21 protein-coding genes and 1 tRNA gene are annotated in these 21,425 nt (G+C 59.8%); 14 read left to right on the top strand and 8 right to left on the bottom strand.

The window, feature by feature from the left end; all coding sequences use genetic code 11:
* Together JQ46_RS07150 and JQ46_RS07145 are read left to right on the top strand one after the other, a co-directional pair.
* Positions 1-1,212: RHS repeat-associated core domain-containing protein (locus JQ46_RS07150; RefSeq protein ID WP_192817253.1), on the top strand; the 1,212-nt coding region annotated here is incomplete at its 5' end.
* A gap of 4 nt (positions 1,213-1,216) precedes the next feature.
* Positions 1,217-2,215, top strand: a complete 999-nt coding sequence (locus JQ46_RS07145) for an Imm51 family immunity protein (RefSeq protein ID WP_034986645.1) — start codon at positions 1,217-1,219, stop codon at positions 2,213-2,215.
* A 420-nt stretch (positions 2,216-2,635) separates the two neighbouring features.
* Here JQ46_RS07145 and JQ46_RS07140 read toward each other — a convergent pair whose 3' ends face one another.
* The gene (locus JQ46_RS07140; protein ID WP_141747012.1) at positions 2,636-3,292 is read right to left on the bottom strand and encodes a hypothetical protein; all 657 of its coding nucleotides are present in this window, start codon (positions 3,290-3,292) and stop codon (positions 2,636-2,638) included.
* A gap of 437 nt (positions 3,293-3,729) precedes the next feature.
* Positions 3,730-3,915, bottom strand: a complete 186-nt coding sequence (locus tag JQ46_RS11350; RefSeq protein ID WP_192817252.1) for a hypothetical protein — start codon at positions 3,913-3,915, stop codon at positions 3,730-3,732.
* A 170-nt stretch (positions 3,916-4,085) separates the two neighbouring features.
* Here JQ46_RS11350 and JQ46_RS07130 point away from each other — a divergent pair, with 170 nt between their 5' ends.
* From JQ46_RS07130 to JQ46_RS07120, 3 genes are all read left to right on the top strand, one after another.
* Positions 4,086-5,006 (top strand): MinD/ParA family ATP-binding protein, encoded by a 921-nt coding sequence (locus JQ46_RS07130; protein ID WP_080719513.1) that lies wholly within the window; start codon positions 4,086-4,088, stop codon positions 5,004-5,006.
* Between the two features lie 110 nt (positions 5,007-5,116).
* Positions 5,117-5,653, top strand: a complete 537-nt coding sequence (locus JQ46_RS07125; RefSeq protein ID WP_237744769.1) for a hypothetical protein — start codon at positions 5,117-5,119, stop codon at positions 5,651-5,653.
* A gap of 393 nt (positions 5,654-6,046) precedes the next feature.
* A complete protein-coding gene (locus tag JQ46_RS07120) occupies positions 6,047-6,322 on the top strand; it encodes a hypothetical protein (protein WP_051876284.1) in 276 nt (91 codons plus the stop codon).
* Positions 6,323-6,441: 119 nt separating this feature from the next.
* Here the strand turns inward: JQ46_RS07120 and rpsA are convergent, their stop codons facing one another.
* Positions 6,442-7,908 carry a 30S ribosomal protein S1 gene (rpsA, locus tag JQ46_RS07115; protein WP_005295768.1) on the bottom strand — a complete coding sequence of 489 codons (1,467 nt, stop codon included), beginning with the start codon at positions 7,906-7,908 and terminating at the stop codon, positions 6,442-6,444.
* 262 nt (positions 7,909-8,170) lie between these two features.
* Between rpsA and JQ46_RS07110 the strand changes: the two genes are divergently transcribed.
* A complete protein-coding gene (locus JQ46_RS07110; protein ID WP_034986639.1) occupies positions 8,171-9,076 on the top strand; it encodes a DUF368 domain-containing protein in 906 nt (301 codons plus the stop codon).
* An 18-nt stretch (positions 9,077-9,094) separates the two neighbouring features.
* Here JQ46_RS07110 and polA read toward each other — a convergent pair whose 3' ends face one another.
* On the bottom strand, positions 9,095-11,674 hold the full coding sequence (gene polA / locus JQ46_RS07105; protein WP_034986637.1) for a DNA polymerase I: 2,580 nt from the start codon (positions 11,672-11,674) through the stop codon (positions 9,095-9,097).
* A gap of 75 nt (positions 11,675-11,749) precedes the next feature.
* Between polA and JQ46_RS07100 the strand changes: the two genes are divergently transcribed.
* Positions 11,750-11,823 (top strand) — tRNA-Leu (locus JQ46_RS07100).
* 334 nt (positions 11,824-12,157) lie between these two features.
* Here JQ46_RS07100 and JQ46_RS07095 read toward each other — a convergent pair.
* Positions 12,158-12,943: a helix-turn-helix domain-containing protein gene (locus tag JQ46_RS07095; RefSeq protein ID WP_034969170.1), complete on the bottom strand. Its 786-nt coding sequence runs from the start codon at positions 12,941-12,943 to the stop codon at positions 12,158-12,160.
* Between the two features lie 50 nt (positions 12,944-12,993).
* On the opposite strand from JQ46_RS07095, the gene JQ46_RS07090 reads away from it, so the two are divergent.
* Together JQ46_RS07090 and JQ46_RS07085 are read left to right on the top strand one after the other, a co-directional pair.
* Complete coding sequence (locus tag JQ46_RS07090; RefSeq protein ID WP_034986635.1) at positions 12,994-13,509, top strand: VOC family protein; 516 nt, start codon at positions 12,994-12,996, stop codon at positions 13,507-13,509.
* A gap of 88 nt (positions 13,510-13,597) precedes the next feature.
* Positions 13,598-14,584 carry an IS481 family transposase gene (locus JQ46_RS07085; RefSeq protein ID WP_034986633.1) on the top strand — a complete coding sequence of 329 codons (987 nt, stop codon included), beginning with the start codon at positions 13,598-13,600 and terminating at the stop codon, positions 14,582-14,584.
* An 89-nt stretch (positions 14,585-14,673) separates the two neighbouring features.
* On the opposite strand, the gene JQ46_RS07080 is transcribed toward JQ46_RS07085, so the two are convergent.
* The 3 genes from JQ46_RS07080 to JQ46_RS07070 all read right to left on the bottom strand — a co-directional run bounded on the left by JQ46_RS07080 (position 14,674) and on the right by JQ46_RS07070 (position 16,127).
* Entirely contained in the window at positions 14,674-14,997 is a 324-nt protein-coding gene (locus JQ46_RS07080) for a hypothetical protein (RefSeq protein ID WP_011273418.1), read from the bottom strand.
* 79 nt (positions 14,998-15,076) lie between these two features.
* On the bottom strand, positions 15,077-15,691 hold the full coding sequence (locus JQ46_RS07075; RefSeq protein ID WP_011273417.1) for a DUF4230 domain-containing protein: 615 nt from the start codon (positions 15,689-15,691) through the stop codon (positions 15,077-15,079).
* A gap of 214 nt (positions 15,692-15,905) precedes the next feature.
* A complete protein-coding gene (locus JQ46_RS07070) occupies positions 15,906-16,127 on the bottom strand; it encodes a hypothetical protein (protein WP_011273416.1) in 222 nt (73 codons plus the stop codon).
* A 277-nt stretch (positions 16,128-16,404) separates the two neighbouring features.
* On the opposite strand from JQ46_RS07070, the gene JQ46_RS07065 reads away from it, so the two are divergent.
* The 5 genes from JQ46_RS07065 to JQ46_RS07045 all read left to right on the top strand — a co-directional run bounded on the left by JQ46_RS07065 (position 16,405) and on the right by JQ46_RS07045 (position 21,417).
* On the top strand, positions 16,405-17,307 hold the full coding sequence (locus JQ46_RS07065) for an ECF transporter S component (protein ID WP_034986631.1): 903 nt from the start codon (positions 16,405-16,407) through the stop codon (positions 17,305-17,307).
* 125 nt (positions 17,308-17,432) lie between these two features.
* On the top strand, positions 17,433-18,044 hold the full coding sequence (locus JQ46_RS07060; RefSeq protein ID WP_034986629.1) for a TetR/AcrR family transcriptional regulator: 612 nt from the start codon (positions 17,433-17,435) through the stop codon (positions 18,042-18,044).
* Between the two features lie 69 nt (positions 18,045-18,113).
* Complete coding sequence (locus tag JQ46_RS07055; RefSeq protein ID WP_034986627.1) at positions 18,114-19,508, top strand: PepSY-associated TM helix domain-containing protein; 1,395 nt, start codon at positions 18,114-18,116, stop codon at positions 19,506-19,508.
* 8 nt (positions 19,509-19,516) lie between these two features.
* Positions 19,517-20,473: an ABC transporter substrate-binding protein gene (locus tag JQ46_RS07050; RefSeq protein ID WP_034986625.1), complete on the top strand. Its 957-nt coding sequence runs from the start codon at positions 19,517-19,519 to the stop codon at positions 20,471-20,473.
* Complete coding sequence (locus tag JQ46_RS07045; protein WP_034986624.1) at positions 20,470-21,417, top strand: amino acid ABC transporter permease; 948 nt, start codon at positions 20,470-20,472, stop codon at positions 21,415-21,417. The genes JQ46_RS07050 and JQ46_RS07045 overlap by 4 nt, the downstream gene beginning before the upstream one ends.
* Positions 21,418-21,425 lie beyond the last annotated feature (8 nt).

Genomic DNA, 21,425 nt, shown 5'->3' with positions numbered 1-21,425 from the left:
TTCACCCCGGCAGGTGTGCTGGCCTCTACTGCTGACGGGGTCATCGACTACCACAACACCCTGCCGGTCAAAGTCGGCCGGACTACCTACACCTACGATGATGCAGGCCGTATCACCCGCACCGTGACCAAACGTCTGGGCAAGAAACCATTAGTCCATCACTTCTACTACGCCACCGGTGAACAACCCATCGGCTTTACCTCCTCCGATGAACCAAACACCGGCTACCGCTACGTCTACGATGGTCTCGGCCGACGCGTAGCCAAAGACACGATCAACACCACCACCGGTGAAGTTATCCACCGTGACGTGTTCACCCACACCGGTAACCAACTGGCAGCTGTCACCACCACCATCGACACCACCGATCCGGCACGTGTGGGTGAAGGCTACGTGTGGACCACTGACCCGGCCACTGGTGAGACACACGGCCAGATCACACTAACCACCCGTGACAACACCGACACTCCGGTGAACCCTGCCACCACCTGGCCACAGGCTCGGGTTGATGCGACGTTCTACGCCCTAGTGTGCGACCTAGCCGGAGCACCACAGGAACTGATCAACACCACCACCGGTGTCGTCGAGGGACACACCACCCAAACCCTCTACGGCACACGCACATGGGCAGGTCGGTGCACCAGCCCGTTGTTGTTTGCAGGCCAGTACGAGGATGCGGAATCCGGGTGGGCGTACAACCGCTTCCGCTACTACAACCCCACCCTAGGTGCCTACAACGCCCAAGACCCACTCGGACTCGCCCCACGACTCGCCTCAGCCCAAGGGTATGTCGACCACGCAGCACACTGGGTCGATGTTTTCGGGCTAAAGCGGTGTTGGCAAAAAGCTAATGCCACCAAAGATCACCATGTCTACCACTACATGAACAGAGCAGGCGAAACGACATACGTCGGCATTACCAAACACCCTCGACTACGAGCCATGCAGCATGCGTTGAGTCACCCGCTCACTCGACCCCGAGACCAAATGACAGTACTAAATGAAGACATAGCTCTAGGAAAATACGAGGCAAGAGGAGTCGAGCAACACCTAATTGAAAAACTGGGAATGCAAAAGCCCACGGGAGCCACGACTAAGGTAGGTAACCTAGAAAATAAGATAAACAGTATGAGCCCAAAACATGAGTTCTATGACCAAGCAACAGCTTTTGGCAAGGACTGGGTAGACCAATTCGCTAGCAAGGTACGTTAAAAACATGGCACTAAAACTAGTATTCGACGCTCCCAAAGGCAGCCGCCCTAAAGCCGGACGGCTCTACCTGATGAAAACCGCCCTCGGATACATCCCTGTTGGTGCAACCTCCACAGAAGCATTCTTCGGCGCAGCTGTGATGATTCATCCCTACCGAGCGATCGTATCTGACCCCAAAGACACCACCTGGTACCCACTCATCGAAAAGAACGAACTCTTGATTCCGCCACTGAGAATCAGAAAGCAGGATTTCAAAAAGGGAGGCTGCTTCACTCCGATTCGGGACAAAGCAGCTCCTGTGCCCACCCCCTTCGATCGCTACTTTTACTACCAAATGTCCATGCCTTGGGCCCCAGCCGAACAAGCGTTCGTTCCGGCTGCTGAAACATTGCCAGAAAATCGGCTCGGCACTTTCGTTCCCAAGGACGAAAGAATCATAAAATTCACCATTCACGACACGAACCCACCTCAAGGCGGCATCGTCGATGAAGCACCGGAAGGTACTTACTTTATGCCAGCGGGCCTCCTCATGGATCTTCACATCGAGTTCGCCCTGGAAGACGCTCTCGCCTACTACGGACTAATCGATACCCCGCGCCCCGCACACCCCGACTTCACCGAAAACCAGGAGCAAGACACGATGCCAACCAATACACAGCAGGAAGGCCAACCACTCTTCCACCTCGCAGAACTCGACGGCGTGACCACCCTGTTCGCCGCCGTGGACACCATGCCAGAAGAAGCAGTCGGCGTCATAGAACAAGCAGGACACACACCCAACGGCTACTTCCTCGATAGCCTCGCCAAGTACCTACTCCGACAAGCAAACATCACCACCGACGGCATCGAATTCGACAGCGACGCAGGCATGTTCAGCCTCATCGGCACCACCGAAACCCTCCAACCACTCCACACCCAACTGACAGACCTGTTCAACAACACCAACGACCTACAACAAACCCTCAACCAAGCTAAAGCGGCAGGAACAGACTTCGACGACTAACAGACAAGCTTTGTCCTGACACACTAGAACCCAGCCAGCCGGCTGGAATGGTGCTGCTTAGCATTGCCGCTACGATGACCACGGACGTGCCACCGCCCAAGTCGGAACCGGTGGCATGTTCCCCAACATCCTCTACTGGGGCAACGACACCGGCGACGACGTCTGGCGCATCATCACCCCCGAAGGCACAATCCAAGACACCTCCTACCCTGACGGCACCACCACAACCATCGAACCCGGCCCCCAGGCACCACAGGTGCCACCACCGTCATCACAAAAAGCAGCGCAGAATGTGACCACGGGTGGCACCAGAAAACCCAGCAGCCAACCGGATCCAATACCAGGTCGGCTCCACGTTCTACTCCCTGGTCTCCGCACCGGCTAGGGAATCTCGCAACCACAAGCCGTGTGTAGGGGCCATCAACTACCGAAAACCCTCGACAGCAAACGGTGATACATCGACACGTCCTCTGGGTTCGTCGATGGAACAATCCGCGACCTGCTCGTCGACTGAGCATCTACGCTTGGCAGAACCACCGTATCTTGCGGCAAATCCACCGCAGCTGCGCCCACCTTGACAACAGTCACCTTCCTGGACTGCGCCAGCTCCGTCAAGTGGTGCCCCGGCTGGTACAGCCACCCATGCTGTTCATGATGTCTGTCAGCCACCAACAGCACATGATCCGCCATAGCCGTGCCCGCGGCAATGGTCTCCCCGGCACACGTATAAGGCAAGTTCACCACAACAATTGGCCACCTGTGCTGAGCACGACTAACCACAGTATCTAGCACATCAGCAGCCATCTGCCCCTGAGTACCTTGCGAAGCAGTCAACAGCGGAACTGCCCCGGAACTATCCGCAAAGTTCTCCATCTTCTTGCGGGTCAGATCCAGCGGTTCCGTTGCCGCCAGCCCAAGAACGTCTCCCGCTGCCCACGCACCCAACGGTCCCCGCATTGGCTGAGCTTGCACATCTGCATCCAGAACCACCATCGGTAGTTCAGAAACCTCTTCGGCAATCATGGAAACCAAAGCGGTCACAGGCGAAGTCAGCATTCGGTTGTCAATGGAAGCCACCGCAATAACCATCGGCCTAGATGTGTCAACTAAAGAAGACCTCCGCGCCTGTGCAACCCGCGAAGCCCACACTGCCCTGCCGAAAACGCTACGCCCCGAGACCAGCGAGCCCGAACCTCCACTTCGTGCAGCGTTAGCTACCTTTGGGGAATTCATCTAGCGATCTCATCCATTCTGCCTAGAGCAAATCAAACACATCTGTGGGGGACACACAGCACAAATTGCACAACACACATTAGTATAGGACGGGTTATACGTAGAGAAGTTGTCGGTAACAAAGAGTGAAGTACACGAGGAGTGCGTAGTGTCAACCAACCAGCCATCCCACGAAGGACTGCCCTCTTGGCTCCAGTTCACTGGTGATGGTGCGCCAGCACAACCAGCCACCCCACCACAACAACCTTCTCAGCCCCAAGAGCCGCCCGCTGCAGAGTCTCCTACCCCCTCCCCTTCTTCCAATGAAGGTCAGCAGCAAGTCCCTGCGGCGCCTCAGCAAGCTCACGAATCCAAGCCTCAGCAAAGTCACCAAGCCAACCAGGTGACAAATGATTCCGCAGAGTATCCTCAGCCTTCTCAAGGAACAGCCCATCAAGGCACTGCCCCGCAAGGCTCTCCTGCTTCATCTGAAGCTCCTCAGCAGGCCCAGCCACAGCAAACTCAGGCCCAGCCGCAGCAGGCCCAGCAAGCTCAGCCGCAGCAAGCCCAGGCACAGCAAGCACAGCCGCAGCAGGCCCCGTTAAATCACGGTAAGCACCATGTACCGTCCGAATATGACCTAAAGCCACCGCCGGCATTGGACCAGACAAACCTGGTCAATGCCGTCAAGAAGGCACCGCGCAGTGGATGGCGCAAAATGCTTTACAACGTCACCGGTGGGCACTGGAACGTCGGTGACTCCCAGCAAGATCTTGAACACGATCAGCTTCTGGAGAAAATCCGCCGTCCACTGCGCGGCGACTACCGCATCGCGGTGATGTCCCTCAAGGGTGGCGTGGGCAAAACCACCACCACCGTGGCATTGGGTGGCGTTTTCTCTTCCATCCGACACGATCGTGTCATCGCCATCGATGCCAACCCGGACCTCGGCACCCTGGCACAGCGTGTGGCTGCACCCGGCCCGGCAACGATCCGCGACCTCCTCAACGCAGAAGACACATCAAGGTACGCCTCCATACGCCAGTTCACTACCCAGGCCAAGTCTCGCTTGGAAGTTATCGGCTCGGAGCGCGATCCCGCCGTGTCCGAATCCTTCAGTGATGAGGACTACCGCCACGCGGTCGACATTCTGCAGCACCACTACAACGTGATGCTCACCGACTGCGGAACAGGGCTGATGCACTCCGCAATGTCCGGCGTGTTGGAGCTGGCCAATTCCTTGGTGCTCGTCACCTCTCCTGCCCTTGATGGCGCTCAATCAGCCTCCGCCACTTTGGACTGGCTCAATCTGCACGGCTACGAACAACTCGCAGCAAACTCTGTGGTGGTCGTCTCTGCGGCCCACCCTGAAAATGCGACGATTGATATGGACCAGTTGATTGCACACTTCCGTAGCCGCACCCGCGCAGTGCACGTCATTCCATTCGACCGCCACCTCTCTGAGGGCGCAACGGTTGATCTGGACCGCATCAGCAAGGAAACCAAGCAGGCTTACATGGAACTAGCAGCAATTGTTGCGGAGGACTTTGATTCGTGGCACCGTCACGCAGCTTCGTAGGCCGAGGGGTGGCCACGCTGGGCGTCGGGCTACTTGCTTCGACAACTCTTGCCAGCTGCGCCGATCGCCTAGAACCACCTGTGCCAGAGCAACACGCCCAAGTGGATACCATGAAACAGTGGGCTACCGAGCGCGCAAAGCCCTACAACATTCCCGAGCGCGCGCTGCAGGCATACGCATACGCTGCCTACAACGTGGAACAGGAACAAGGCTGCGCCGTCGGCTGGCAAACGCTAGCTGCTTTGGGTGATGTGCTGACCCAACATGGGCAAATAAACTCCACCACCATCAACGAAGACGGCGTGACCTCCAAACCTATACGCGCCGTTGCGCCTGCCGCCGGCGGCAAGAAGTCCGTGCCCGATACCGATGGAGGAGACATCGACGGCGATTCCACGAAGGACATCCCGGTGGGACCAATGCAACTCATGCCATCGCGCTGGGAACAATATGGTACTGCCGCTGAACCTGGCAACGCGCCAAATCCGGACAATATTGACGACGCCGCCCTGACCACCGCGAAAATCACTTGTAGCGCGGGAGACCTCACCAGCCCAGAAGGGTGGACCACAGCAGTCTCAGAATTCAACCCCAGCCCAGTGTTCTTGAAAGCTGTGCACAAAAAGGCCAAGGAGTATTCACGCTAATGAGGAAAACTCACACTGCAAGCGCACTGCTCTTGATTTCGCTTACAGGTACGCTAGCCGCATGCGAATCGCCAGGTCATGCCAAAGAGCAGACCGTGAATGATGAAGTTCCACCACTGGGCAAAGTCCCAGAGCTGCCTGAAGAGGTGACGGCACCGAGCACCAAGTCTGAACCTCCCAAGCCAGCTCCCCCGCCGGCCCCCGCCCCGGAACCAGAGACGGTAACAGAAACTGCCCCGCCTCCTTCTAAGCCTCCTGCAAAACCGGCGCCCAAACCTCCCAAGCCACCAGCACCCAAGCCGCCCGCGAATGATTCACCAGAAATCCGTATCCAACTCCCACCAGAGCTGAGGCCATACCTTTAAGGCACGCGGCCAGTTAAAAGGAGCCCCCATGTCTATCCAACAGCACGACGCAGAACAGGGCGCCTCTGCGGCTTCTCCTACGTCGTCTACTTCGTCTACCGCCACGCCAGCCAAGAAGGACCATCGCGCTGCCGTGCAGGCGCACAAGCTCCGCATGGATATCGCGGGCAAAGCTATCCGGCATGGTGAAATTCAGCCGAGTGTGACACCGCGAACCGTCAAAATCCTCATGGGCTCGGCTATTATCGCAGCCATCATGCTTGTGGTTACGATCGGCGCCGCCACTGTCATTCAGATGCTTTAGCCAAAAGCGCACCTACGAAAAACAAAAAGGCACCCACCGAAGTGGGTGCCTTTAAGCGTTCCTAGCGCGCGGACCTAGCTGGTTAAGCAGCGGTCCCCGCTAGCGCGGGGTCGAGTGGTTTACTCGCCGCCGGCCAGCTTCTCGCGCAGAGCAGCCAGCTGCTCGTCGGAAGCCAGGGTGCCAGCGTCCTGAGCCGGCGCCTCGGAGGAAGCCGGTGCGGACTCGGTCTGAGTCTCGGAGGAGTAGCCGCCCTCGCCGTTTGCAGCGGCCTCGGCAGCTGCGGCGCGGTTGCGCTCGATCTGGGCGGTGTGCAGGCGGTGGCGACGCTCGGACTCTGCGTAGCGCTCCTCCCATGCCTGACGCTGCTCGTCGTAGCCCTCGAGCCACTCGTTGGTCTCCGGGTCGAAGCCCTCCGGGAAGATGTAGTTGCCCTGCTCGTCGTAGGAGTCGGCCATGCCGTACTTGGACGGGTCGAACTCCTCGGTGTAGTCCTCATCAGCCTGCTTCAGGGACAGGGAGATGCGGCGACGCTCCAGGTCGATGTCGATGACCTTGACCATTGCGTCCTGGCCAACGCCAACAACCTGATCCGGAACCTCGACGTGGCGCTCAGCCAGCTCGGAGATGTGAACCAGGCCCTCGATGCCCTCCTCGACGCGGACGAATGCACCGAACGGAACCAGCTTGGTGACCTTGCCCGGCACGATCTGGCCGATGGCGTGGGTGCGTGCGAATACGCGCCACGGGTCCTCCTGGGTTGCCTTCAGGGACAGGGACACGCGCTCGCGGTCCAGATCCACATCCAGAACCTCGACAGTGACCTCGTCGCCGACTGCGACAACCTCAGACGGGTGGTCGATGTGCTTCCAGGACAGCTGGGAGACGTGAACCAGGCCGTCGACACCGCCGAGATCGACGAATGCGCCGAAGTTGACGATGGAGGAGACAACGCCCTTGCGGACCTGGCCCTTCTGCAGCTGGTGCAGGAACTCGGAGCGAACCTCGGACTGGGTCTGCTCGAGCCATGCGCGGCGGGACAGCACAACGTTGTTGCGGTGCTTGTCCAGCTCGATGATCTTGGCCTCGATCTCCTGGCCGATGTAGGGCTGCAGGTCGCGAACACGACGCATCTCCACCAGGGAGGCGGGCAGGAAGCCGCGCAGGCCGATGTCCAGGATCAGGCCGCCCTTGACGACCTCGATGACGGTACCGGTGACCGGCTCCTCGTTCTTCTTGAGCTCCTCGATCGTGCCCCAAGCGCGCTCGTACTGTGCACGCTTCTTGGACAGGATCAGGCGGCCTTCCTTGTCTTCCTTGGTGAGAACCAGAGCGTCGATCTCGTCGCCGACCTCAACAACCTCACCCGGGTCAACGTCGTGCTTGATCGACAGCTCGCGGGAAGGGATGACACCCTCCGTCTTGTATCCGATGTCCAGCAGGACCTCGTCGTGATCGACCTTGACGACGGTGCCCTCGACAATGTCACCATCGTTGAAGTACTTGATGGTGGAGTCGACGGCAGCGAGGAAATCCTCAGCGGAGCCAATGTCGTTAATGGCTACCTGAGGGACGTTGTTGGTGGGCATATGTTGAATGTCTTTCGAAACGAATAGAAATAGAAGATGGACAGTTACTCTAGTTCTGCAAACCCTTCTTTTTGACGCCACCACCAGCGTCAATTACCTGGCGGGTAGCCTCTAGGAGCTCCACGTGGGGGCGTCCTAAAGAATCAAAAAGAGGGCGCACAACGCGCATAACGCTACACGACCACAGTGAACAGCGCAAACATGGACTTTCGGCCGCGAGTTGAAGCGGGGTTGTCGAGGGCGTGCAGTACGATAGTGCGCGATGAAGATACTGCAAATACTAGTGAATATGGTCCGCGGCGGGTTGATTGGCATGGCCGAGCTCGTCCCGGGCGTTTCGGGCGGCACGATTGCGTTGGTTACCGGCGTGTACGAGCGCGTGCTGTACCAGGCGAACCTGTTCCTGGATGCGACGAAGAAGCTACCGAAGGATCGCCAGGCTGCGTTTGCCCAGTACAAAACACTGGACTGGATGCTTTTGATACCAATGGTGGTCGGCATGGGGGCCGTTGCACTGTCCCTGGCTGGCGTGATGGAAAGCTTCGTGACGGACAAGCCGGTGCACTCGCGCGCGCTGTTCTTCGGCATGGTGCTGCTCTCCCTGACCGTGCCGATAGGGATGACGGATAAGGAGGACGCGCGCCGGCGGCTGCCGATGGCGATCCTCGGCTTGGTTGTGGCGGCAGTGGCCACGTTCTTCCTGACCGGCGTTACCAGTGCCCCGCAGTCCGACCCGAACATGCTGTGGGTTTTCGCGGCTGCGGCGATTGCAGTGTGTGCGCTGGTGCTGCCGGGTGTATCCGGCTCCTTCTTCCTGCTGGCCGTGGGCCTATACTCCGCAACGATGGCGGCGGTGGACGATAGGAACCTGGTCTACCTCGGCGTGTTCTTCCTGGGCGCGATCACCGGCATCGTGTGCTTTGTGCGCCTGCTGGAATACCTGCTTAACAACCACCGCACCATCACTTTGTTCGTAATGACAGGCCTGATGCTGGGTTCTCTGCGTGCGCTGTGGCCGTGGCAGGACGGGGATGCGAACCTGCAGGCGCCGGGCGAACACCTGGGCGCTGCGATCGGCCTTTTCCTGCTGGGCGCGGTGATCGTCATGGCGATGCTGGCGGCCGAGAGGGCCTCGAACGCGAAGACCACGCAGGCAGACGCCAGCTAACACGCCTGGCGCGCGTGGCTAGTGCGCTGCCAGATCCCAGTTATCGCCCGTGCCGGCGGAGACATCCAGCGGTACGCGCAACTGGGCGGCGGCATCCATCTCGCGCTCGACTAGCTCGGTGACCTGCTCCAGCTCGCCGGGCGCGACCTCCACCACGAGTTCATCGTGGACCTGCAGCAACACGCGGGAAGCCAGCTGCTGACGGGTGATCTCCCGATCCACGCGCAGCATGGCCAGCTTGATGATGTCCGCTGCCGTACCTTGGATCGGCGCGTTGAGGGCGGCGCGCTCGGCATTCTCCCTGGCCACACGATTGGAGGAGTTCAGCTCCGGCAGGTAGCGACGGCGACCGTAGAGAGTCTCCGTGTAGCCGGTTTCCTTGGCAACCTCCACCACGTGGTCGAGGTAGCGCTTCACACCTCCGAAACGCTCGAAGTAGTTATCCATAATTCTCTTCGCCTCCCCCGCGCTGATCTTCAGCTGCTGGGATAGGCCGAAGGCGGACAGGCCGTAGACCAGGCCATAGCTCAGCGCCTTCACCCGGCGGCGCAGCTCCGGGGTGACCTCATCGACCGGAACGTCGAACACGCGCGAGCCGACATAATTGTGCAGATCCTCGCCGCTGGCGTACGCCTCGATCAGGCCCGCATCTTCCGAGAGGTGCGCCATCACGCGCATCTCGATCTGGGAGTAGTCGGCGGTCAGCAGAGTTTCGTAGCCCTCCCCGACCGTAAACGCGGCGCGGATCTTGCGGCCGGCGTCGGTGCGCACGGGGATGTTCTGCAGGTTCGGATCGGAGGAAGACAGGCGGCCCGTCGCCGCGCCCTTCTGGTTGAAGGTGGTGTGGATGCGCCCGTCGTCGCCCACGGCCTCGATCAGTCCGTCGATGGTGGACTTCATCTTCTGGTACTCGCGGTGCGCCATGAGGTGCCCCAGGAACGGGTGGTTGGACTGGGCGGCCAGTTTTTCCAGTTCCGCGGCGGCCGTGGAATACCCGGTCTTGGTCTTCTTCGTCTTCGGCAGGTCGAAGGTCTCGAAGAGGACCTTCTGCAGCTGCTTCGGAGAGGAAAGGTTCAGCTCCGGCTCCCCCGCCAGTTCGCGGGCAGCGGTGACCTCCTCGTTAAGGCGCGCGCCGTAGTCGTCGGAAAGCTCCTGCAGCGCCGCGTCGTCCACGGCAATGCCCGCGTGTTCCATGGCCGCCAGGATCAGGGCCAGCGGGACTTCCAGGTCGAAGTACAGCTCGGACTGGCCGGCGGCCTCGATCTCTGGGGTGAGGGCCTTCACCAGTTCGGCGACGGCCTGGGCTCGCTCGGGGCCGGTGGCATTATCCGAAAGCTCGTGGCCCACGTGGCGCTGCACGACGTCCGCCAGGGCGAGGGTGCGCACGTCGGGGCGCAGCAGGTAGGCCGCCAGGGACGTGTCATGCTCCACTCCATCAAGCTTTAAGCCTTGATTCTGCAGCGTGTGATACGTCTGCTTGGAGTCGTGGAGCCACTTCGTGGCCTGCGGGTTGGCCAGCCACTCCGCCAGCGCCTTCTCGTCCTTCGGGGCCACGTCGGCGAGGTCTTGAACGATGGCGACGTTGTCGCGGTCCAGCAGGGTCAGCTGCTCGCCATCCACGTCCACCACCGTGCCGCGGGTGCGCTTCTTCAGCCACGCGCCCAGCTTCCCCGGCTTCAGCTCCTCCACGGTGACGGGGATAGCGGCACTGTCGGCGAATTCCACGCCCATGATCTTGAATGCCCTATTGCGCAGGCCAGTGCCAAACTGCAGCTCCTCGAACATGCCGAGCGCCTCGTTGGGATCGATGTCGTGGGGACTGAGGGCGTCCAAATCATCAACAAGCTTAAGGTCCCGCACCATTTCCGTAATGTCGCGCGCGAGAACCACATTGTCGATGTTTTCACGCAGGTTGGCGCCGACCTTCCCGCCGATGTCATCCATGTTGTCGATCACGCCCTGCAGGCTGCCGTACTTGGCGATCCACTTCTGCGCGGTCTTCGGGCCCACGCCAGGCACGCCGGGCATGTTGTCGGAGGTATCGCCGCGCAGCGCCGCGAGGTCCGGGTACTGGGTGGGGGTCACACCGTACTTCTCTTCGACGGCCTGTGGGGTGAAACGATGCAACTCAGAGACACCCTTGAGCGTGTACAGCACCGTCACGTCCTCGGTGACCAACTGCAACGAATCTCGGTCACCGGTGCAGATCAGCACGTCCATGCCATCCTTCGCGCCCTCGGTGGCTAGGGTCGCGATGATGTCGTCGGCCTCGTAGGACTCTTTATCTAGGGTCGTGACGCCCAACGCTTCGAGCGTGCGACGAATCAGCTCGATCTGGCCCTTGAACTCCTCGGGCGTGCTCGGGCGCTGCGCCTTGTATTCCGGGAAGGATTCCTCGCGGAATGTGGGGCCGGACAGGTCAAACGCGGCGGCCACATGGGTGGGCTGTTCCTTATCCATAAGGGTCAGGAACATGCCTAAGAAGCCATACACCGCGTTGGTGTGCTGGCCACCGAAGGTGGAGAAGTTGGCTGCGGGCAGGGCGTAGAAGGCGCGGAACGCCAAAGAGTGCCCGTCGAGGAGAAGGAGTTTAGCCATGCGCTCAACTCTAACGGAGTGCGGTTTTGGTTGGCTGAAAGGCCGTGGCGTATTATGCTCCGGTAAGCACTTATCGCCCCAGTAGCCCAATTGGCAGAGGCAACGGATTCAAAACCCGTCCAGTGTGAGTTCGAGTCTCACCTGGGGCACGATTTCACCCCTCCCGTGACCAGTGTAAATACTGGTCAGGCGGGGGTTCACTTTCCTAGCTCCCCCCGCTCGTTAAGCCTCTTTAAGCCTGTTTTAGCCCCTTATGTCGTGGGATTGTCGTGGCGAAATCGTGCCACACAAACAAAGAATGCCCCCACCGGGGAGCGGTGCTACCCGAACCGCAGCAAGAACACTTTCTTGCTTTTCCGCTTCTAGCGCGGCTATGCGTTCCTGCGCTTTCTGCAGTTCACTCTTGCCTTCTTCCTCGGCTTCTTTAACTCGCTCCACTAGTTGTACTGACCGGACACGTTGATTGAGGCTAGACGGGTATCGTCACTGCCTGATCGTGCGCATGCGGTAGTCCGTGAGGGTCATCCCAAGAAGAGTGCGCGCTTCACGACTCAGGTGTGCCTGGTCAACGAAGCCGTAGCGGACTGCGACATCGGCCAGCGTTTCATCTGGGTTGTCACGGATCCATTCGGTCGCTTCTTGGAGGCGTCGGCGGCGGATCATCGTGTAGGGCGACAGACCCACATACTTCGTGGTGAGTCGGTTGACCGTTCGAGTCGAGATACCCAAAGCGCCCGCGAGGTCTTGCACCGTGGCGATGGTGGAGTCAGTGATGGCCAGGTCGGCCAAACGGTTGGCTTGGTGAGCCTCGTCGGTCAGCGGGCCCACGTGGTGTGCAAGCCACCCCTCGACTTCATCGATGACAGCGGCAAGGCTGCCGCTTGATGCCTGAACCGTTTCGTGGAGTTCGAGGGCGGAGACAGGGACAGAATCGTCGCGGCAGGCTGCGGGTTGTTGAGTGAAGGCGGGCACTGCTGCCGGACGTAGCAAGGCACCGAGCACCCATCCCTGCCCGACCAGGACTCTTGTGGAGCGCCGCGTGGTGGGTCCCCAGAAGCGCACCTGGTCCATTTCGAAGGCGAGGTTGCTCGCGGGGAAGGCTAGGAGTTCTTGCGACGAGTGGTGCCCCGAGGGGAGGTCCCACGAGGTGGCCCACCACCAGGCCACCAAGTCCTTGGCCGCGGGGCCGGGTGGGATCCGGGTGAAATCGAAGGGAAGTTCCGCTGGGAACAATGGGCCCCGTCCACTGACGTCAGATGGTGTGGTCATGGCACGAATCTACAAGACAACCCGCGCCAGCAGTCCCTAGCATGGGGGTCATGACGACTTCACCAGTTACCCCTGCCCATGGAAAGTACACCGACAACGGCCGCCCAAAGGGTTTCTCCAGCCTGACTCCGTTCGTTGCACTCGAGGACCCGAAGGCAGCGTTGGCGTTCTACGCCGAGGTGTTCGGCGCCCGCGTTGTGAACTCCACCGAGATGGAGGGGGTGATCATCCACGCCGAGCTCGACTTCGGGTGTGGTCGCCTCCAGCTGGGGCCGGCGATGAAGGACTATCACCTGCTGGCGCTGAATCCAGAGGCCGAAGACACGCAGTTCTCCCTCGGCATCTACGTCGCGGACGTCGACAGGGTCGTTGAGACCGCAGTCGCTCGCGGCGCTGTACTGCGCGAAGCTGTGACGAGTTTCGTCTCTGGCGACCGCTACGGGAGCATCCGCGATCCGTTCGGGATCCGGTGGTCGGTGATGACGCGGGTCGAGGACCTCAGCGATGAGGAATCAGCTCGTCGGGTCGATGCCTGGGCCGCAGAAGTGAGCAACCAGAACAACTGACCCTCCCCGTCGGTCGCTCCACGGCGAGGAGCCTGTGATGGGCGGCCACCGTGTGAGGTGGCCGCCCATCACACCTTGGAGGACGTCCATGTCCCACCCAAATTCTGCACTGACCCCTCGCCACCGCCTGAAGGTAGCCCAACTCGTCGTCGAGGAAGGATGGCCGATAAGCGAGGTCGCCACTCGCTTCCAGGTCTCCTGGCCCACCGCGAAGCGCTGGGCCGACCGCTACCGCGCCGGCGAGTCCATGCACGACCGGTCCTCACGACCACACCACAGCCCGAACAAGCCCCACCCGAAGGTCGTCAAACGCTGCATCAGCCTGCGCATGCGACTCCGCGAAGGGCCAGTGCAACTCGCACCACGACTCGGGATCGCCCCCTCCACCGTCCACCGCATCCTCTCGTCCTGCCACCTCAACCGACTGACCCACGTCGACCGTGCCACCGGCGAACCCATCCGCCGCTACGAACACGACCACCCCGGCGCGATGCTCCACGTCGACGTGAAGAAGCTCGGAAACATCCCCGACGGTGGAGGCTGGCGTTACGTCGGACGACGGCAGGGCGACAAGAACCGGGCCGCCACACCAGACAAGCCGAAGAACAAGCACCACGACCCCCTGATGGGAAAGGCCTATGTTCACACGGTGATCGATGACCATTCCCGTGTCGCCTACGCTGAGATCCACGACGACGAAACCGCGATCACCGCCACTGCGGTCCTGGTGAGGGCTGTCGAGTGGTTCAACGCTCGTGGGGTCACGGTCGAGCGGGTTCTGTCCGACAACGGCGGTGCCTACCGGTCACACCTGTGGCGAGACACCTGCGCCGAGCTCGACATCAAGCACAAGCGAACCAGGCCGTATCGGCCCCAGACCAACGGCAAGATCGAGCGTTTCCACCGCACCCTGGCCGACGGCTGGGCCTACGCCCGCTGCTACACCTCCGAGGCCGAACGACGCGGCGAGCTCGACGGTTGGCTGCACTACTACAATCAGCACCGCCCGCACACGGCCTGCGGCAACCAGCCGCCCTTCTCACGATTGATCAACGTCCCCGATCAGTACAACTAGTGGGCGGAGTTCCTTGTGTTCGGTGCGGTTCCGTTCAGACACGCGAAAACCCCGATCCACCGAAGTGGAGCGAGGCTTGCTCAAACAAACTAGTCGTTCGGCCAGAGAAGCACTGGAGCCTTTGCCCCTGCAGGGCGTCTCAACGACTTGTACGGGAAATCAAATTCTTCATCCAATCCGTCCCAGTCGAGAGTCAAGGCCCAGTCTGTTTGCGTAATCATCCTTGTGAATAGCGCGTTGAACTGATCAAAGTACTCATCGGTGAGAATATGCAGGGTGAACTTTCGCTCTCCATCCATGAGCTCCTCAAGCTGAAAGAACCCCTGCGATTCAATTGTGGGCGGTAGAAAGCTGGCAAATTCCGCCGTAGAAACATCTGTCTGCAAGAGATTAATCTCTGGGTAGCAACTCATGACGCCTCCCAAAACCAAGAAGTCCTATGGTGCCGCTCTTTTTTCTTGAACCTTGATGACCATGACTAGTCACGACCAGTCATTTGGCAGCAATCTGGAACTCGAACTCTACCTTTGCTTCGGTGTCGATAGCGCGGATGATGCCTTCGTAGAAGGTCTTGGTCTGATCCTTCAATAGGTCATGGTTCAGCTGGATGTGTTCTTTACGCTTTCCCTCATTCAGCACCTCGTTGATACCCTCGGCGGTATCAATATCCGCCGTAGCGAAGCTCAATACCTCACCATGCTGGTGCACCGTTTTGAATTCTGGGTCAGAGAAGCCAATAAACTTAAAGGGAGGAATGGTGAGCTTGAAGTGACCGGGAGATGTTTCCTCGACCTTTACTTCCCTGCCATCGAGCCCCAGTTTGGCAGTGAACTTGTACTGCAGGATATTCGTCTTCCGACTTCCGGGGACACCCCACTTGAAGAGTTTCGCAGTGTTTTGCGTGGTGTAGATCCCCTGGGTAGAGGTGGAGAGCAGCACAACCTCTTCACGGCGTTGCACCGCGAGGATAACCTCCGAGTTGTCTGTCTCAGTGACTGTTTCTACCGGAGAATTGAGGATGGTTGACTTCCCCCACAGGAACCCACCGCCCAGCAAAGCGAGAACCAGGATAAACCCACCAGCGACGAACATGATTTTCTTGGCCATAAATAAGTAACTATATACCTGCTACTCAGAAAAGCAGATTCGCGCGGATACCGGCCTATCCCCAGACAACGCAGCAGAGGGCGCGGGGCCGCCTACATATTCTTAACTGAATAGTCCGAGCAACTTGCTCATCGGTAAGTCGCTACCTAGACGTGGTAGGCGTAACTCAAGCCGTTCGCTCAAGGGCAGACCCGGCTACCACAGCGTCCCAGAACTACTCCAAGAGGTAATCCGCTTCTTCCCTGCTGAGCTTGCCCAGTGCCAGAGCGATGGTCACGTCCTCGAAGATAGACGGTGGCGTCCACTTCACATCGTTCAAGTCAGGCTGCCTGTAGGGTGGCTCTTCCTTGCACATGCCTACCCTCTGGCGCGCAACCTCGGCCTTCACATCCTCCGCGGTCGCCTTACCCGCGAGATACTCGTGCAAAACACTCATGGTGTTTTTCCTTTCCGAGCAGCACTACAGCATTTCCCGTGATTATATTCCACAGGTTCACGCAAAATAAGGAAACCTAGTCGGCCCGCCCTGAATATGAGAACGCTTTTCGGTGATTGGATGTAGGCGTCAATAAGAAAAAAGCAGCACCCCCGACATGCCGCGACCATCACCAAACCCGTCGGGCTCGAAGGTTGTCCGTTAATATAAGTCGCGAAGAAATGACGCAGCCCTTTCTTAAGGGGTGCTAAGACAGTTTCGTGACGCGAGGAGAACCATGACGGACGAGAACTTCGGTTCCAACGACCCGGCCAACAACGGCAACAACGGTGCACCGCAGCAGCCGCAGGGCCAGGACTGGAACCAGAACCCCTACGGCCAGCAGAACCCGGCACCGCAGCAGCAAGGCCAGAACACCTATGGCGCTCCGCAGCAGGGTGCACAGAACAGCTACGGCCAGAACAACTTCCAGAACCAGCAGGGCTTCAACGGCCAGAACCAGCAGAACGGCCAGGGCGCGCAGTTCGATATCAAGCAGTACCTGGACTTCTCCAACAAGTCCGTTCTGTGGCTGGTTTGTGCAGCAGGTGCCGCTCTGATCAGCTTCATCGGTAGCTTTATGACGTGGGGCAAGGTCACGGTTCCCTTCTACGGCACTGTCACGGTCTCCGGCACCGACGGTGACGGCATTCTCACCATGTTCCTGTCCCTGATCGTCATCGGCGGAATTGCAGCCTACCTATTCGTAGAGCAGCTGGCCCAGAAGTGGTGGCGCGCCATTCCGGTGATCGCCATCGGCGCCATCCTGCTGCTGATCGCCATCATCGACTGGGCTAGCATCGGCTCGAAGGCCGGCGATTTCAACGAGGACGTTGTAAAGGTGAGCGTTGGCGCAGGTCTGATCCTGATCCTGCTGGCTTCCATCGCCATCATTGCCTTTGGTGTACTCGCACTGCTGAACGACCGGAAGAACAACCCGCAAGCTCCGCAGCAGGCCTTCGCCCAGCAGGGTTACGGCCAGCAGAACTTTGGTCAGCAGGGCTACGGCCAGCAGCCGCAGAACAACTTTGACCAGAACAACTACGGTCAGAACAACTTCGGCCAACAGCCGAACCAGGGCTGGCAGGGCAACGCTCCGCAGAACCCGCAGGACCCCCAGAATCCGCAAAACCCGCAGTAGTCTAAACGACTAAAACGGCACCACAGCTGCCCCTGTTCTTTAACATTTAAAGAGCAGGGGCATTTGCTTTCTTCACGGGGGTACCTGTTAGCAACATAAACAAAAAATGAACTAATGTTCACTGCATGTCCACCCCGATTCCTTCGGAGGGAAAACGCCCTCACCGCAAGACCGGCCCGAAGCCAACCTTTGACCGCGAAGACGTCATCAACCAGGCTCTCGCAATCGGTCTAGATAAATTCACCATGTCAGAGGTGGCCAAAGGCCTGGGAGTGGCCACGTCCGCGCTGTACCGAATCTACAGCCGCGACACCCTTCTGACCGCCTGCATCGAGCACATCACCGAAGCCACAGCGCTTACCACTGAGGGCGATTGGAAGGAACTACTCCGGGACTACGCCTATTACCTAGCGCGGATGTGCGCTACCTACCCGGGGCTCGCACAAGCCCTACTGAGCTACCCAAACAGCCTTTTCGCCTTCCGGGAAAGCGTCACGAACCTTTTGGGAAGGCTTAATGACGCCGGCTTCAGCCGCGGACAGGCTCTGTTCGCCATCGACGTGATCACGAACTTTGTGTTCAGCTCCGGGCCTTTCAGGCACTCCTTTGAACTCTTCGCGATGACGGATTCGCTGCCCGCCGACCGGGAGGACGACGAGGAAATAGCGCTGCGGATCCTCGACCAAAAGTTGGACTTCGTGTTCCAAGCACTGGAGACGGACCGTCCCTCCTACTAGCCACCCCCGAGCGCTACCCCGCTCTTCGCTATTGGGAACCGATTCCACCAGGCATGCGACTAATGGAGCATGTCTCGCAGAATTATTCGCAGAGTCCACACCCTCGCTGGACTCTTCATCGCACCCCTCATCCTCGTAGCCGCCTTCTCCGGCTTCTTCTATGCACTCGCCCCCACCATCGAAACGTGGGTTTACAAATCTGAGCTGACTGCCACCTCAAGCAGCCCGGCACAGCCGGTTGCCAAGCAGATCGAGGTCGCAAAGCGCATCCAACCCGACCTCGACGTCGCTAAGGTGCAGATCCCCGACGAGGAAGGCAAGACCACCCGTGTGCTCTTCGCCGACCCAAGCCTGCCCTCCGAAAGCTACACTCGAGCAGTGTTCGTGGATCCGGGCGACCTGCACATCACCGGAGAGCTAACCCAGTACGGGAGCGCTTCTTCCCTACCGTTCCGCGCCTGGCTATCCGAAGGCCACCGCAACCTGTGGCTCGATGAGCCCGGCCGCATCTACTCCGAAACCGCCGCCACGTGGCTTGGCCCCATGGCCGTCACCGGCGTGGCCATGTGGTGGTTTATGCGCAAACAGAAAAACCAGCGCAAGCCCAAGAAGAAGTCCCGCCGCCAAGCCATGCAGCGCCACACCCTCATCGGACTGGTGGCCGCACCAGGACTCATCTTCCTGTGCATCTCCGGCCTGACTTGGTCCCACTTCGCAGGCGACAACATCGCAGCTGTCCGCGAAGAACTGAACTGGATGGCACCCGAACCGAACACGAGCATCAACGGCGAACAGTCTGCGCAAGACAGCAGCTCTGGTCACGCGGGCCATGGCGAGCACGCAGGCCACACGGGCCACGGCGGTACTGCAGAGATCGACCTGGCACAGGCCGATACAGCCCTACAGGTTGGCCGCAACGAGGGACTGACCGGCACCCTACAGCTGGCTCCCCCGAGCGAAGCCGGCCAGGCCTGGACCGTCAGCGAACCGCGCCAGGCGTACAAGATGAACAACGATGCGATCACCGTAAACGGTGAGAACGGCGAAGTTATCGACCGCCTGCCGTTTAGCTCCTGGCCCATCGCAGCCCAGCTGACCAGCTGGATCATCCAGCTACACATGGGAACCCTGTTCGGGCTGGTCAGCCAAATTGCACTGGCACTGCTCGCTCTGGGCATCGGCGCGCTCGTGGTGTACGGGTACATCATGTGGTGGCGCAGGCGCTGCGGCAAAACCAACGGCGCCCGTGTGGACCTCCGGGAACTCAACTGGAAGCACTGGACAGCGCTGGTGATCCTGCTCGGCGGATACAGCGTGATTGCTCCCCTGTTTGCTGTTAGTGGTGCCGTCCTGTTCGTCATTGCCCTAGCCCTCGACTTCCTCGGCAAAGACAAGACCGACAGGCCCAACGCGGAGGTTCAGGACACAAAAGCCATTAAAGAATATTCACATACTCCGATATAATCCACGGTATGAAACATAGCCACCCACGCTCTCTGGCCCGTACCGTGGCCAAGGGCACCCTCGCGATCCTGCTTTCAGTATCGCTGGCGGGGTGTGTGACCAACGAAGAACTCGGCAACCCGGAAGGCTGGGAGGAAATCCTCCCGGCGAAGAACCCGAAGCTCGCCGCCCTAGTGCCCCCGGACGTCCAGGCCAAGGGAAGAATCACCGTCGGCACCAACCCGCCCTACGCACCCAACGAGTTTAAAGACTCCGACGGAAACATCATCGGCTTCGAAATGGACCTCATCCGCGCCGCCGGTGCCATGATGGGCCTTGACGTCGAAGTCAACCAAATGGACTTCAACCTCATCCTGCCGGCCATCAGCGCCGGATCCGTCGACGTCGGAGCCAGCGCCTTCACCGACACTGAAGACCGGCAGACGAGCTACGACTTCGTCGACTTCTACAGCGCCGGCATCTCCTGGGCCACCCAGCCAGGCAACGAGGAAAGCATCAACCCCGACAACGCCTGTGGCCTGAAGGTCGCCGTGCAGAAGGGCACCTACTCCGACACGGACGAGGTGCAGGGACGCTCCGATGAATGCGAAGCCCAGGGCAAGGAGCCGATTGAGAAGCTGGTCTACGAAAAGGCCGACGCCGCTGCCACCGCAACCATTCTGAAGAAGGCAGACGCCTACAGCTCCGACTCGCCGGTGATCGACTTCGCCATCGCCCGCTCTGACGGCAAATTGGTACGGGTTGGCGAACCTTTCGATACCGCCCCGTTCGGTATGGGCGTCAAAAAGAACAATCCGCTTGGAAAAGCCCTAGCCGCAACGATGCAGACCATGATGAACGACGGCACCTACGAGGCCATCCTCAAACAATGGGAACTCGAAGACGGCGGGTTAGACGCAGTGACGTTCAACCTCAAGCCCTACCAACTGCCCCACACGCTCGAACCGAAAGAAGGCACCAAGTGAGCAACCAAAACGCCTCCTCCGCAACGCAGCGTAGGCGCCCCACCGAGAACAAAGCGATTCCGCTACGCCACCCCGGCCGCTGGATCGCGGCGGTAATTCTCGCGGCACTCGTGGTGTGGTTCATCATCTCCGCAGCTCGGAACGACGCCTACCACTGGGACACCTACTTCCAGTACCTGCTGGATACCCGCATCGTAAAGGCGGCGATGCACACCATCGCACTGACGATTCTGGCGATGATCATCGGCGTGGTCATCGGTGCGATCGTCGCAGTTCTGCGCATGTCGCCGAACCCCGTGTTGCAAGGTGTGGCGTGGCTGTTCCTGTGGGTCTTCCGCGGAACGCCCGTGTACGTGCAGCTGGTGTTCTGGGGCCTGCTGAGCTCCCTCTACCAGTCTGTGAGCGTGGGCTTCGCCGAGATCGACCTCGAGCAGGTACTGCAGAACGCCTTCATTCTGGCCGTGCTGGGCCTCGGCCTGAACGAGGCCGCCTACATGGCCGAAATCGTCCGCGCCGGCATCCAGGCCGTGCCCGAAGGACAGTCCGAAGCCTCGAAGGCACTGGGCATGACCTGGGGGCAGAACATGCGCCGCACCGTAATGCCGCAGGCAATGCGCATCATCATCCCGCCGACGGGCAACGAGTTCATCTCGCTGCTGAAGACCACCTCGCTGGTTATTGCCGTGCCGTACACCGCCGAGCTTTACGGCCGCGCCACCGACATTTCGAACTCGCTATTCCAGCCCGTTCCGCTGCTGCTTGTTGCCGCCACCTGGTACCTGGTGATCACCAGCATTCTGATGGTTGCGCAGTTCTACGTCGAGCGCTACTTCTCTCGCGGATCGTCACGCCAGCTCACGCAGCGCCAACTCGCCGCTCTTGCTGACGCCGAAGGCGTGCCCCCACGCAATATCACCGTCGGGCCGAACGAAAAGAAGGACTAGTAACGACC

This window comes from Corynebacterium jeikeium (assembly GCF_000738175.1).
Classification (GTDB): domain Bacteria; phylum Actinomycetota; class Actinomycetes; order Mycobacteriales; family Mycobacteriaceae; genus Corynebacterium; species Corynebacterium jeikeium_C.
Note: the sequence above shows the minus strand (reverse complement) of the source record. Positions and strands in the feature narration are given on the sequence as shown.

What these genes read in the sequence shown, in the direction of transcription:
- JQ46_RS07145 (WP_034986645.1), top strand. Translation starts at nt 1,217, where the DNA reads ATGGCACTAAAACTAGTATTCGACGCTCCCAAAGGCAGCCGCCCTAAA.
- JQ46_RS07070 (WP_011273416.1), bottom strand. Translation starts at nt 16,127, where the DNA reads ATGAGTGTTTTGCACGAGTATCTCGCGGGTAAGGCGACCGCGGAGGAT.
- JQ46_RS07050 (WP_034986625.1), top strand. Translation starts at nt 19,517, where the DNA reads ATGAAACATAGCCACCCACGCTCTCTGGCCCGTACCGTGGCCAAGGGC.
- JQ46_RS07120 (WP_051876284.1), top strand. Translation starts at nt 6,047, where the DNA reads ATGTCTATCCAACAGCACGACGCAGAACAGGGCGCCTCTGCGGCTTCT.
- JQ46_RS07095 (WP_034969170.1), bottom strand. Translation starts at nt 12,943, where the DNA reads ATGACCACACCATCTGACGTCAGTGGACGGGGCCCATTGTTCCCAGCG.
- rpsA (WP_005295768.1), bottom strand. Translation starts at nt 7,908, where the DNA reads ATGCCCACCAACAACGTCCCTCAGGTAGCCATTAACGACATTGGCTCC.
- JQ46_RS11350 (WP_192817252.1), bottom strand. Translation starts at nt 3,915, where the DNA reads ATGAAGCAGGAGAGCCTTGCGGGGCAGTGCCTTGATGGGCTGTTCCTT.
- JQ46_RS07080 (WP_011273418.1), bottom strand. Translation starts at nt 14,997, where the DNA reads ATGAGTTGCTACCCAGAGATTAATCTCTTGCAGACAGATGTTTCTACG.
- JQ46_RS07065 (WP_034986631.1), top strand. Translation starts at nt 16,405, where the DNA reads ATGACGGACGAGAACTTCGGTTCCAACGACCCGGCCAACAACGGCAAC.
- JQ46_RS07055 (WP_034986627.1), top strand. Translation starts at nt 18,114, where the DNA reads ATGTCTCGCAGAATTATTCGCAGAGTCCACACCCTCGCTGGACTCTTC.
- JQ46_RS07075 (WP_011273417.1), bottom strand. Translation starts at nt 15,691, where the DNA reads ATGGCCAAGAAAATCATGTTCGTCGCTGGTGGGTTTATCCTGGTTCTC.
- polA (WP_034986637.1), bottom strand. Translation starts at nt 11,674, where the DNA reads ATGGCTAAACTCCTTCTCCTCGACGGGCACTCTTTGGCGTTCCGCGCC.
- JQ46_RS07090 (WP_034986635.1), top strand. Translation starts at nt 12,994, where the DNA reads ATGACGACTTCACCAGTTACCCCTGCCCATGGAAAGTACACCGACAAC.
- JQ46_RS07060 (WP_034986629.1), top strand. Translation starts at nt 17,433, where the DNA reads ATGTCCACCCCGATTCCTTCGGAGGGAAAACGCCCTCACCGCAAGACC.
- JQ46_RS07110 (WP_034986639.1), top strand. Translation starts at nt 8,171, where the DNA reads ATGAAGATACTGCAAATACTAGTGAATATGGTCCGCGGCGGGTTGATT.
- JQ46_RS07085 (WP_034986633.1), top strand. Translation starts at nt 13,598, where the DNA reads ATGTCCCACCCAAATTCTGCACTGACCCCTCGCCACCGCCTGAAGGTA.
- JQ46_RS07125 (WP_237744769.1), top strand. Translation starts at nt 5,117, where the DNA reads ATGAAACAGTGGGCTACCGAGCGCGCAAAGCCCTACAACATTCCCGAG.